Here is a 12350-nt window from a genome sequence, read left to right as displayed (position 1 = left end):
CGGTGCCTACCGAGGCGATGGCGTTGTCAGAACGGTATCAACGGCACTACAACGGCGCGCGGGACAATCACTGCCACGAACACGCGGTTCAACAACGTCGGTGATTCCTATTCAGTTGGCTTGTCATTCAGTTGGTTGCGCTACGAAGGCAGGACTTACTTGAGCATACTTCCTGCGTCGACTGTCATGGGAAGCCCTGTGACATAACGGGATTCGTCTGACGCCAGGAACAGCACGGCATTGCTGATGTCCACCGGCTCGACCCAGCCCACCGGCAGCACGTGCATGAACTGGGCTGCGACCTTCAAGTCCTCGGGGCCCGGGTCCGCCAGGTCGGGGCGGAACAGCTTCATGGTGCCCTCGTTCATGAACAGCGGGGTGTTCACATTCGTCGGATGCACCGAGTTCACCCGGATCGAGTGGTGGCCCAACTCCACGGCGAAGGTCCGCATGAGCCCGACCACACCGTGTTTAGCCGCGATGTAGTGACCGGTGTGCGGGTAGGCCTTCAGCCCGCCCACCGAACTGGTCAGGATGATCGATCCGCCCTGACCTTGTGAGATGAGCTGCGGCACTGCCGCTTTGACCGACTTCCAGACTCCCGAGAGATTGACGTCGATCATGTCGTTCCAGTCTTCTTCGCTGGTGTGGTCCAGGGTCTGGCCGCCGTTGCCGATGCCCGCGTTGGCGCAGATGATGTCCAGCCGGCCGAGCTGTTCGACTCCGCTGTCGACGGCGCCCTTCACCGCGTCGTAGTCGCGCACGTCCACCTCGGAGGTGACAATGCGTCGGTTCAGCCGCTTGACCAGGTCCGCGGTCTCAGCCAGGTCATCGGGGGTGGCCGGGGCGATCTGCGGATTGCTGCTCACCGGGCCGCAGATATCGATGGCGATGATGTCGGCACCTTCTTCGGCGAGCCGCACTGCGTGGCTGCGGCCCTGCCCGCGCGCGGCGCCGGTGATGAACGCGACCTTGCCCTCTACTCGTCCCGTCATGGTTCCGCCTCACTGTCGGTTCTTGCCGCCGCACAAGGGCGGTCCAGCCATCGACTCAGAATTTGATCGATCGATCAGGAACGATGACACGCACGCGCCCCGGTGTCAACAAGTTGATTCAACGGAGATTGCGGCAGTCCCAAAAATGGCAGGTTCGCCCGCCAGGCCGGCGAATCAGTCGCGTACGACTTCGGCAGGCTTGGACAGCATGTCGAACCGCCTGTCGATGAACGCGCGCAGTTCCTCATGTCCCCGCGTCACGCCCACCGCGCCTTCGTTGCCGACGCTGCGCGCGATCTGGGCGACGATCATCGAGATCACCACCGGTGGGTAGTCGTTCAGATCCACCCCGTTGGCGCGCAGCACCAGGGTCACCGCTGCGGTCTCAATGTCGCGCACCCGCTCCGAGTACGCCTTCAGCTCGGCGCCAACGGCCTTGCGGTGGTTGGCCAGAGCCATGAACTCAGTACTCAGCACCGTCTGTCGAGGATCGCTGTTGATCCGCCACAACGCACGAAGCGGATCCTCGTCGAGCAGCACCCCGCGCAGCTGTTCCAGCGCCACTTCCGCACCGGCGCGCAACGCCTCCACGAAGAGGTCGTCCATGGTCGGGAAGTAGTAATACACCAGGGCCTGCTTGACACCGGCCTTGGCGGCCACCCGCCGCGAGGTGGCCGCGGCATACCCCTCGTCGTGCATGATCTGCACCGTCGCCTCGATCAGGCGCTGCCTGGCGCCGCCGTCGTCGGCCTTGGATTTCCGCACCTGTGCCATCAACGAACCGGCTTCGGATTGCTTGACCGGCCGTCTGGGTCCGTGGTAGGCATACGGCAGTCTAACATTTTGATCGATCGATCAGGAGTTGCTGCCATGCAGCCCATCCCCACGAACAATACGACCCGCAAGCTGCGGGTCGATCCGAAGCTGTGCGAAGCGCACGCGCTGTGCATCGATCAGGCTCCGGAGGTCTTCGATCTCGGCGACGACGTCGCCACCTGCGCTCCCGAGATAGACCAATCACATTGGGACAGTGTCGAAGCCGCCATCTCGGCCTGTCCCCGTCAAGCCATCAGCTGGATCTCCATCAGCTAAGTTCAGGAAGGCAGCCCACCCCATGACCGACCTCGCCGACGTCGACTACTTCACGAACGCCGAGATCGCCCAGAACCCCTACGCGTACTGGGACCACCTGCGTCAGCAAGGCCCCGTCGCGCGCGAACCGCACTACGGCGTGGTCGCGGTGACCGGATACCAGGAAGTCCAGGCTGCCTTCAAGGACGTCGACTCGTTCTCCGCCGTCAACGCCATCGGCGGACCGTTCCCACCGCTGCCGTTCACCCCCGAGGGCGATGACATCGGTGAGCTGATCGAGGCGCACCGGCACGAGTTTCCGATCTTCGAGCACATGGTGGTGATGGATCCCCCCGAGCACGAGAAGGCACGGTCCCTGCTCGGCCGACTGCTGACGCCACGGCGCCTGCAGGAGAACGAGGACTACATCTGGACACTGGCGGACCGGCAGTTCGACGAGTTCATCGCGAACGGCCGCTGCGAATTCCTCGGCGAATACGGCAAGCCGTTCGCCACGTTGGCGATCGCTGATCTGCTCGGCGTGCCCGAGGAGGATCGCCCGCAGATCCGCCGGAATCTCGGCGCCGGCAACGTGCCCGGCTCCCAGGTGGGTGCCCTGGACCACGAGCCGGTCGGCTCCAATCCCCTGCAGTACCTCGACGACCTGTTCAGCGGATACATCGCCGACAGACGGCAGCACCCGCACGAGGATGTGCTGACCGGTCTGGCCACCGCCACCTACCCCGACGGTTCCGTGCCACCGCTGCTAGAAGTGGTGCGCCCCGCCACGTTCCTGTTCGCGGCCGGCCAGGAGACCGTGACCAAGCTGCTCAGCTCGGCGGTGCAGATCCTCGGCGATCAACCCGAACTGCAGGACCGGTTGCGCGCTGACCGTGACCTGATCGCGCCGTTTATCGAAGAGGCGCTGCGGCTGGAAAGCCCGACCAAGGTGGACTTCCGGTTGGCCCGCAAGACGGCCACCCTCGGCGGCGTGCCGATCAAGGCCGGGACGGTGCTGATGCTGTGCCTGGGCGCCGCGAACCGCGATCCGCGCAAGTTCGAGAATCCCGACGAGTTCCGCGTCGACCGCAAGAACGTCCGCGAGCACATCACCTTCGGCCGCGGGATCCACACCTGCGCGGGCGCTCCCCTGGCCCGGGTCGAAGGCCGCGTCACCATCAACCGCCTGCTCGACCGGCTGCACGACATCCGAATCAGCGAGGCCAAGCACGGTGCCCCGGGCAACCGCGACTACAGCTACGAGCCGACCTTCCTGCTGCGCGGCCTGACCGAACTGCACATCGAGTTCACGGAGGCCCAGAACCAGTGAGCGTGCAAACCGTCCTTGACAGCATCCGGAACCGACCCGGAACCGGCGAGCTCATCGCGATCATCAACCCCGCCACCGAAGAGGTGATCGCCGACTTCCGCGACGGCGGCGCAGAGGCGGTCGACGCGGCGGTGGTCCGTGCGCGGGAGAGTTTCACCTCCGGTGTGTGGAGCGGCCTACCCGGAAACGAACGAGCCAAAGTGCTTTGGCGGGCCGCCGATCTGATCGACCAGCACGCCGACGAACTCGCCCAGATCGATTCACTGAACACCGGGATGCCGTACCTCCAGGCGTTCATGATCATGTCGACGTGTGCCGAGTCGTTCCGCTACTACGCGGGCTGGTGCACCAAACTCAACGGCATCGCCCACGACGTGCAGCAGACCGGCGGTATCACCGGCGCGTTCACCAATATGCACGCCTACACGCTCAAAGAGCCCTATGGCGTGGTGGGGCTGATCTTCCCGTGGAACGGGCCGGTGTTCAACGCGTGCACCAAACTGGCCCCTGCATTGGCCGCCGGATGCAGCGCCGTTGTCAAACCCGCTGAGGAGACCCCACTTTCGGCCCTGCTGCTGGAGCGAATCCTCGCCGAAGCCGGGGTGCCGGACGGCGTGGTCAACCTGGTCACCGGCTACGGCCACACGGTCGGCGCGGCCATCACCGCCCATCCGGGCGTCGACAAGGTCGCGTTCACCGGCTCCACCGAGGTGGGCAAGCAGATCATCGCGGCCTCCAGCGGCAACCTCAAGCGGGTCGCACTCGAACTGGGCGGCAAGTCACCGGTGCTGATCTACGACGACGCCGACATCGACACCGCCATCATGATGGCGGCGATGGGCATCTTCATCCATTCTGGGCAGGGTTGCATCAGCGGGTCGCGGATCTTCGCCCAGCGCAGCGTGTACGAGAAGGTGGTCGAGGGCGTCACGACCATGGCGAACTCGGTGAAGCTCGGCGCACCGACCGAGGACGACGTCCTGATCGGTCCCATCATCAGCGCCAAGCAGCTGAGCCGGGTGCTGGGATTCATCGACGATGGCCGCCGCGACGGGGTCGAGGTGGTCACCGGTGGCGAGCGGCTGGACCGCAGCGGATTCTTCGTGCACCCAACGGTTCTCACCGATGTCGCCCCCACAGCGCGGCTCTACCAGCAGGAGATCTTCGGCCCGGTGGTTGCCATCCTCCCCTTCGACGACGACGACGAAGTGGTGTCGCTGGCCAACGATTCCGAATACGGGCTGGCAGCGACCGCCTGGACCAAGGACATCGGTCGCGCGCATCGGCTGGCCAAACGCCTGGAAGCCGGCACCGTGACGTTGAACTGCCAGATGGTGTTCGACCATTCGATGCCGTTCGGCGGCTACAAACAATCCGGCTGGGGTCACGAGTGGGGCCGCGACGGAATCGAGAGCTTCCTCAAGACCAAGACGGTGTACGCGCAGCTGTGATCCGGCGATCAGTGCCCTTCGTATCCACGGACCAGCCAGTACACCGTGCGGTCGAGAATGGGCAGGATGTCGGTGACGGCGATCTCGCCCGCCGAGTGCCGGCCGAGCAGTCCGTAGATGATGCTGGTGACGACAGCTTCGAGGTCGGCGACGAATTCATCGTCGACGCCCGACAAAATCTCCAGGCCGGCGGGGGCCACAATGTCCAGGCCGAAACGAAACAGCGTCTGGCCGTTGGCCGAGGAGCGGACCCGGAAATAGGCCGTGAGCATCTCCGGGTGCCGTTCCCACGGTTCGAAGATCGACCGGAACAGGTCCATCAGCGCGTCGTAGAGCGACACGCCGGGCGCTCGGGGCCCAGCGCTGACACCCGAGTAGCGGTTCTGCTGCATCCAGGACTCCAGCCCGGCCAGGATGAGATCCTCGCGGGTGGGGTACCGCTTGTAGATCGTCGCCAGCGAGGTGCGCGCCCGGCGGGCGACCTCGCGCAATTGGACGGCGTCATAGCCCTCGGCCGCCAGCATCTCGACGACGACGTCGAGCAGCCGATCGCCGCGTCGGTCTGTCGACGAATCTGTATCGGCCGGTTTCGTCATTTCCCTTGTCCCCCAGTCTGTAACTCAGTTACTCTAAACGGTGTAACACGGTTACACATCTTCTTACAGCCCGCTTCTGCGGCGCAATCGAGCGAGGTCCCATGGGTTCCCTAGACGGCAAAGTCGCCTTCATCACCGGTGTCGCGCGCGGGCAAGGCCGCAGTCACGCAGTCCGGCTCGCCAAGGAGGGCGCGGCCATCATCGGCATCGACATCTGCGCCGACATCGCCTCCAACGGCTATCCGATGGCCGGTCGGGCAGAACTCGACGAGACCGTCTCGCTCGTCGAGGCCGCCGGGAGCAAGATGCACGCTTCCGTTGCCGACGTCCGGGACTTCGCCGCACTGCGGGCCGCGCTGGACGCCGGGGTCGAACAGTTCGGGCGCCTGGACATCGTGTGTGCCAATGCCGGCATCGCGGCAATGGCGTTCCGAGAGTTGACCATCGAGGAGGATCTGCAGATGTGGACCGACGTCATCGATGTCAACCTCGTCGGCTCCTTCCACACCGCCAAGGCGGCCATTCCACATCTGATCGCCGGAGAGCGCGGTGGGTCGATCGTGTTCACCAGCTCGACCGCCGGGCTGAAGGGTTTCGGCGGCATGCAGGGCGGCGGCCTCGGCTACGCAGCGTCCAAGCACGGAATCGTCGGCCTGATGCGAACCTTATCCAATGCACTTGCACCCCAGAGCATTCGAGTCAACACGGTGCACCCGACGGCGGTGAACACCATGATGGCGGTCAACCCTGCGATGACGGCGTTCCTGGAGAACTACCCCGGCGGCGGCCCCCATCTGCAGAACCCCATGCCGGTCGGACTTCTCGAGCCCGAAGATATCAGCGCGGCGATCGTCTACCTGGTCTCCGATGCCGCCAGATACGTCACCGGGGTCACCTTCCCCGTGGACGCCGGCTTCTGCAACAAACTGTGAGCGGGCGCGTTGCGGGCAAGCGGGTCGTGGTGACCGGCGCCGCCCGCGGAATGGGCCGAAGCCACGCGGTGCGCCTCGCCGAAGAGGGTGCCGACCTCATCCTGATCGATATCTGCCAGTCGCTGCCCGAAGTCGAATACGCTTTGGCCACCGCGGATGACCTCGATGAGACCGCACGACTGGTGCGCGAACACGGTCGGACCGCGGTCACGCATATCGTCGACATCCGTGACGCCGATGCGCTCACGTCCGCCGTCGATGACGGCGTGAACCAGCTGGGCGGCCTCGACGCATCTGTCGCCAACGCCGGCGTGCTGACCGCCGGAACGTGGTCCACCACCACATCCGAGCAATGGCGCACCGTCATCGACATCAACCTGATCGGCGCGTGGAACACCTGCCGAGCCGCCATACCGCATCTGGTGGACCAGGGCGGGAGCCTGGTCAACATCAGTTCCGTTGCGGGACTGAAGGGTTCGCCGTTGCACACGCCGTACACGGCCTCCAAGCACGGTGTGGTCGGGCTGAGCCGAGCCCTGGCCAATGAACTCGCCGCGTCCAACATCCGGGTCAACACCGTGCATCCGACCGGGGTGCCGACGGGTATGCGCCCGGATTCTCTGCACACCTTGCTCCACGACACCCGCCAGGATCTCGGGCCGATATTCCAGAATGCGCTGCCGATCGTGATGGCCGAGGCCGTCGACGTCAGTAATGCCGTGCTGTACCTGGTCTCCGACGAGTCCCGCTACGTCACCGGATTGGAACTCAAAGTCGACGCCGGCGTCACCCTGCGTTGAGCGAAACCACAAGGGAGCGATATGACCACCGTTGGTTCCGACAAACTGCAACGCGGCCGACGCGCCTTCGCCGAGATCATGACCTTTCCCGCACCGGACGTCGATTCCCCGGCCGCGGCGAGTCTGCTCGACTTCGTGTTCGGCGAAGTATGGCAGCGGCCCACGCTGAGCCGGCGCGATCGGCGCTTCGTCACGCTGCCCTGCGTCGCGGCCGCCGACGCCGAGGGCCCGCTTCGCGACCACGTCTACGCAGCACTGAACAGCGGCGATCTATCAATTACCGAAATGCAGGAAGCCGTACTACATTTCGCCGTCTACGCCGGCTGGCCAAAGGCCTCGCGCTTCAACATGGTTGTCGATGAGCAGTGGGCACGAATCCACCGCGAACGCGGGCAGGAAGTCCCGGCTCCCGATCCCCTGTTACCGCTGACCACCCCGAGCGATCCCGAGCAGCGACTCGCAGTCGGCGAAGAGTCGTTCAAGGTGATCAACTGTCTGCCCTACCCGCCGGCTCGCGATAACCCCTACCAGGGCGCTGGAATCCTGAATTTCGTCTTCGGTGAGATGTGGCTGAGGCCGGGCCTCGGCATGAAGGAACGCCGACTGATCACCGTGGCGTGCGTCGCCTTCCAGGATGCGCCGTACCCGATCTTGAGTCATGTGTACGCGGCGTTGAAGAGCCGGGAGATCTCGTTCGACGAGATGGATGAACTGGCACTGCAATTCGCCGCCCACTACGGATGGCCCAAAGGTTCGCATCTGAATCAGGTGATCGGTGAGCAGAAGGCGCGGGTGGCCGAGGAGTGGTCCGCCGAAGCCGTTCCCGAATCATGAGCACCACCACACCCATCGGCCTTCTCATCGGAGGTGATCGTGTCACCGCGACCTCGGAGAATCTGCACGAGCACATCTATCCGGCGACCGGAGCCCCGAATGCCACTGTCGCACTGGCCGGCCGGAACGAGATCGACCAAGCGGTCAACGCCGCCCGGGAAGGCCACCGGGAGTGGGTGTCGCTCACCGTCGACCGTCGTCGGGACGCGCTAATCGACCTAGCCGACGTCGTGCACGAGCACTTGGACGAACTCGCCGCACTCAACGTTCAGGACTACGCCGTTCCGATTTCCTATGCCGGCACCGCGCGCATGCTCGAGTGGTTCCTGCGGCATTTCGCCGGCTATATCGACAAACCACACGGACTCAGTTCCCCGGTCAACGGCTCATTCGACCTCAATCTGATCGAGCGCGAACCCTACGGCGTCGTCGGCGTCATCGCGCCGTGGAACGGGTCGCTGGCGGTGGCAGCATCGTGCGTGGCACCCGCGTTGGCGGCCGGGAACGCGGTGGTGTTCAAACCATCGGAGTTGGCGCCGCTGGCCGCGCTCCGCTTCGGCGAATTGTGCCTCGCGGCAGGATTACCCGCGGGCCTGGTCAACGTCGTGCCCGCCGGTCCAACGGGCGGTACGGCGCTCGTCGGACATCCCGGAGTGGGCAAGATTCATTTCACCGGCGGCGGCGTAACCGCCCGGGAGGTACTGAAGGCCGCCACGCAGAATCTGACCCCGGTTGTCACCGAACTCGGCGGAAAATCCGCCACCATCGTCTTCGCCGATGCCGACCTCGACCAGGCTGCCACGTTGTCTGCGCACCAGGGCCCACTGATGCAGTCCGGGCAGAGTTGCGCCTGTGCCAGCCGCATCCTGGTTCAGGACGCGGTCTACGACGAGTTCGTCGAGCGCTTCCTGGCCATTGTGTCCACCGCTCGAATCGGCGACCCGGTCGACCCTTCCGTCCGATTCGGCCCGGTCATCTCCTCGGCGTCGCTCCAGCGCATCCTCACGATCGTCGATCAGGCTGTGGACGAAGGTGCCGGCGATCTGCTCACCGGTGGCAACCGGATCGTCGAAGGTGCACTGGCCGAGGGCTTCTACGTCGCACCCACGGTGCTGGGAGACGTCGACAATCGATCCGCGCTGGCCCAGGAAGAGACGTTCGGTCCCGTGGTCTCGCTATTGCGCTTCCGTGAGGCCGACGACGCCGTTCGCATCGCCAACGACACCCGCTATGGCCTGAACGCGTTCGTGCACACCCACGACCTCAACCGGGCCCACACCGTGTCGCGCCGACTGGAGGCCGGGTCGGTTTGGGTGAACCAGTTCAGCCAGATCTCACCGCAGGGCCCGTACGGGGGCTTCAAGCAGAGCGGCTTCGGCCGGACCGGCGGCCTCGAAGGCCTCCAGGAGTTCACCCGCGTCAAGAACATCCGGATCGGCTTGTCCTAGACGGTACGGGTGACCGTCTAGGACGGTTTCTGTCGAGTGCTCCTCGAAGGATGAGGTTCGAAGGCGGCGCGATCAGCTGGGCGCAACACGGCTCCAGACTGCGCACGAACAGCGAAATGTTTGTCGCCGAAGGCTTTGCAGAAGCAGCCCCTGCTCAGGCCGGTCACCTCACTGAGATCATCGACACTGGTGGCCTCGTGGCCCTGATCCCAGAACAGATCGCGACTGGCCGAGCGAGCGACCTCATACCGCCGGATCACGCGAGAAGGCTCTGGGCGTACGTCACCCACGATCGACGAGGCCCGGCCTGGCCGACCTTTGGATGTATCGATAACGCTAGTCATAACTGCTGCGCTGCATGGCATTACGGCGTCGTGCGGGTGCCCCTGATCCGGCTGTGGTGGCACAGGATGCACCGATTCCCCCACTACGCCCGCGAGACCGCCGGGATTCCCGCAGGATCACGCTATGAAACTGACTGCCATACTCGCGCTCGGCGGGTTCGCCTCGATCTCGATCGCTGTCCCCACGGCTGCCGCTGCGCCGCCGTGTTCTGCAAGCTCGCTGGCCAACACGGCCAGCGGAGTGCTGGCCCAGGCCGGCGCCTACCTGGATGCACACCCGGATGCCAATGATGTGCTGACCGCGGCGGGCACCCAGTCGACCGGTGACGCCGAAGGGTCCATCCGCGCGTATTTCGGCGGTCATCCAGGGGAATTCCTGGACCTGCAGAACATCGCTCGGCCACTGACCTCATTGCGCGGGCAGTGCGGGATGTCCGTATCGCCTGACCAGTTGGCGAGGCTGTTCAACGCCCTGTCCTGATCGCCCCCGGCCAGAGCCATCGCCTCGTAATCGGCCTGTCGCGGCGCTCATGGCCATAGGATCCAGCCGTGCCCATGCCGTGGAATGTGCCCCAGCATGCCGAGGCGCTGACCGCGCTGACCGCAGCCCTCGAAGATGAGGACTGCCCCGGTGCGGTCGTGCTGGGCCCCGATGGCGGCGGCAAATCCACACTGGCCCGGCTGGCCGCCGAGCAGTACGCCGCCGCGCACCCGGAAGCGGTGCTGCGCCGGGTTACCGGAACGCCCACCGAACGCAACATCCCGTTCGGCGCGTTCAGCCACCTGGTCGACGTCTCCGACATCGGTAAGCCCGCAGCCCTGCTGCGCGCCGCCCGCGAGTCACTGCACGCCGACGCCCACGACGTGTTGATCGTCGACGACGCGAATCAGCTCGATGCACTGTCGGCCACCTTGGTCTACCAGGTGGCACTGGCCGGCGAGACCAAGATGATCGTCACGGCCCGCGCCGACACCTCGCCGCAAGCCATCCGGGCGCTGTGGGACGACGCGTTGATGCGTCGTATCGATATCGGAACCGATTCCGCGACAACCGATCCCGCTGAGGTTCGTCGATTTGTGGCCGAGCTGCCCGGACCGGCGCGCGCGGCACTGGACCTGCTCACCGTGCAGGAGCCGATCCCGCTGACCGATCTGGTGACATTGACCTCGGAGTCGGCGGTGCGCGACGCCGAACGGCTTGGCGCGGTGGAACGTTTCGACGACGATGGGACGGCGCTGGTCTACACGGCCCACCCGTTGTTCGCCGAGACCGCGCGGTCCGCCCTGGGCGACGGCGCCCGGGCGCTGCGCGGCCGGGTGCTGCCGCTGACCGCGGCCCGCGCCCGCGAACATGCCAGCGATCGGCTCCGCGTCGCCGAACTGGCGTTGGGCAGCGACACCCCACAGTCTGCGCAGGACGTGCTGGCCGCGGCGGCCGAAGCGCTGCGGCTGGGCGACCTGACCCTGACCGAGCGACTGGCCGAGGCCGCGCTGGTGGGCCAGGACTCGCTGGCAGCCCGGCTGCTACTGGGTCAGGCAATGGCCTGGCAAGGCCGCGGCCGGGAGGCCGATCAAGTGCTTTCGGCCGTGGACGCCTGCGCACTGTCCGACCTGGAGCTGATCGACTGGGCGCTACCCCGGGCCGCGAACCAGTTCTGGATGCTCGGCGAGCCGGAGCTGGCGACCGCGTTCCTGCATTCCACCCGCAATCGGCTCACCGAACCGGCCGCCCAGCGGACCATCGACGCGTTGGCGGCGACGTTCGCCATGAATGCCGGGAACCCCGGACGAGCCGTCGAACTCGCCGAGGAGGTACTGAGTTCGACCGACGCTTCCGACACCGCGGTCGCGTGGGCGGCCAGCTCCGCATCGCTGTGTGCGGCCCGAATGGGTCGATTCGACAAGGTGGACCAGTTGGCATTGCGGGCGTCCGCCGCCGAGCATCCCGGACTGCTCCGGTTCACCGTCGGCCTGGCCCAGACCAGCACCCTGCTGATGGCCGGCGACACTGCCGGGGCCCGGACTGTCGCTCAGCAGTACACCGATTTCGCCGAGTTGCAGCAACCGGGCCGCGCGATCGGTGAGGTACTGCTGGCGCGGGTGCTCCTGGAAACCGGTGAATTAGATTCCGCGGCAGAACTTTTGGGTCCGGCATCGAAGATACTGGAACGCACCGGATATTCGTGGGGCCCGTTGTCGCTGACCCTGCGCGCAACTGCACTGGCCCAGTTGGGGCACCTCACCGAGTCGGCGAAAGTATTGGCGCGGGCCGAGTCTCGACACGGCACCAAGTCGGCGCTGTTCGCGCCGGAACTCGGGCTGGCGCGCGCCTGGCGGCTGCGGGCGGGCCGAGACGAGCATGGTGCGGTCAACGCGGCCCGGCAGGCGGCCGGGATGGCCGAGCGGTCCGGACAGTTCGCAGTAGCGGTGCTGTGCTGGCGCGACGCGGTGCGACTCGGCGATGTGCGAGCCCTTGGTTCACTGGAACGCGTTGCCCAGCAAGCTGATTGCGCAGTCGCCCGGGAAGCGGTTCCGCGCGCCTGACCGTG

11 protein-coding genes and 1 pseudogene are annotated in these 12350 nt (G+C 65.7%); 9 read left to right on the top strand and 3 right to left on the bottom strand.

All coding sequences use genetic code 11. The features are described 5' to 3' along the window. Positions 1–155: 155 nt before the first annotated feature. Both ABIA30_RS24655 and ABIA30_RS24650 read right to left on the bottom strand, forming a co-directional pair. Positions 156–995 carry a mycofactocin-coupled SDR family oxidoreductase gene (locus ABIA30_RS24655; protein ID WP_370070311.1) on the bottom strand — a complete coding sequence of 280 codons (840 nt, stop codon included), beginning with the start codon at positions 993–995 and terminating at the stop codon, positions 156–158. A 174-nt stretch (positions 996–1169) separates the two neighbouring features. Then, a pseudogene (locus ABIA30_RS24650) lies at positions 1170–1822 on the bottom strand (TetR/AcrR family transcriptional regulator). A gap of 43 nt (positions 1823–1865) precedes the next feature. Here ABIA30_RS24650 and ABIA30_RS24645 point away from each other — a divergent pair. The 3 genes from ABIA30_RS24645 to ABIA30_RS24635 are packed head-to-tail and all read left to right on the top strand — an operon-like array spanning position 1866 to position 4847. Further along, entirely contained in the window at positions 1866–2087 is a 222-nt protein-coding gene (locus tag ABIA30_RS24645; RefSeq protein ID WP_370070309.1) for a ferredoxin, read from the top strand. A gap of 22 nt (positions 2088–2109) precedes the next feature. Beyond that, positions 2110–3396, top strand: coding sequence for a cytochrome P450 (locus ABIA30_RS24640; RefSeq protein ID WP_370070308.1), 1287 nt, complete (start codon positions 2110–2112; stop codon positions 3394–3396). Continuing rightward, positions 3393–4847 carry an aldehyde dehydrogenase gene (locus ABIA30_RS24635; protein WP_370070306.1) on the top strand — a complete coding sequence of 485 codons (1455 nt, stop codon included), beginning with the start codon at positions 3393–3395 and terminating at the stop codon, positions 4845–4847. Before ABIA30_RS24640 ends, ABIA30_RS24635 begins: the two co-directional genes overlap by 4 nt. 8 nt (positions 4848–4855) lie before the next feature. Here the strand turns inward: ABIA30_RS24635 and ABIA30_RS24630 are convergent, their stop codons facing one another. Beyond that, positions 4856–5443, bottom strand: a complete 588-nt coding sequence (locus tag ABIA30_RS24630; protein WP_370070304.1) for a TetR family transcriptional regulator — start codon at positions 5441–5443, stop codon at positions 4856–4858. Between the two features lie 101 nt (positions 5444–5544). Between ABIA30_RS24630 and ABIA30_RS24625 the strand changes: the two genes are divergently transcribed. From ABIA30_RS24625 to ABIA30_RS24600, 6 genes are all read left to right on the top strand, one after another. Continuing rightward, positions 5545–6375, top strand: coding sequence for a mycofactocin-coupled SDR family oxidoreductase (locus ABIA30_RS24625; RefSeq protein ID WP_370070302.1), 831 nt, complete (start codon positions 5545–5547; stop codon positions 6373–6375). Beyond that, positions 6372–7175, top strand: a complete 804-nt coding sequence (locus ABIA30_RS24620) for a mycofactocin-coupled SDR family oxidoreductase (RefSeq protein WP_370070300.1) — start codon at positions 6372–6374, stop codon at positions 7173–7175. The genes ABIA30_RS24625 and ABIA30_RS24620 overlap by 4 nt, the downstream gene beginning before the upstream one ends. A 21-nt stretch (positions 7176–7196) precedes the next feature. Beyond that, positions 7197–8009 carry a carboxymuconolactone decarboxylase family protein gene (locus ABIA30_RS24615; RefSeq protein ID WP_370070298.1) on the top strand — a complete coding sequence of 271 codons (813 nt, stop codon included), beginning with the start codon at positions 7197–7199 and terminating at the stop codon, positions 8007–8009. Further along, a complete protein-coding gene (locus tag ABIA30_RS24610; RefSeq protein WP_370070296.1) occupies positions 8006–9457 on the top strand; it encodes an aldehyde dehydrogenase in 1452 nt (483 codons plus the stop codon). Before ABIA30_RS24615 ends, ABIA30_RS24610 begins: the two co-directional genes overlap by 4 nt. Positions 9458–9925: 468 nt before the next feature. Next, the gene (locus tag ABIA30_RS24605) at positions 9926–10282 is read left to right on the top strand and encodes a hemophore-related protein (protein WP_370070294.1); all 357 of its coding nucleotides are present in this window, start codon (positions 9926–9928) and stop codon (positions 10280–10282) included. Between the two features lie 74 nt (positions 10283–10356). Continuing rightward, on the top strand, positions 10357–12345 hold the full coding sequence (locus ABIA30_RS24600) for an AAA family ATPase (protein WP_370070388.1): 1989 nt from the start codon (positions 10357–10359) through the stop codon (positions 12343–12345). Positions 12346–12350: the final 5 nt, after the last annotated feature.

Origin of the sequence: Mycobacterium sp. MAA66 (genome assembly GCF_041261665.1) — a bacterium.
Lineage (GTDB): Bacteria > Actinomycetota > Actinomycetes > Mycobacteriales > Mycobacteriaceae > Mycobacterium.
Note: the sequence above shows the minus strand (reverse complement) of the source record. Positions and strands in the feature narration are given on the sequence as shown.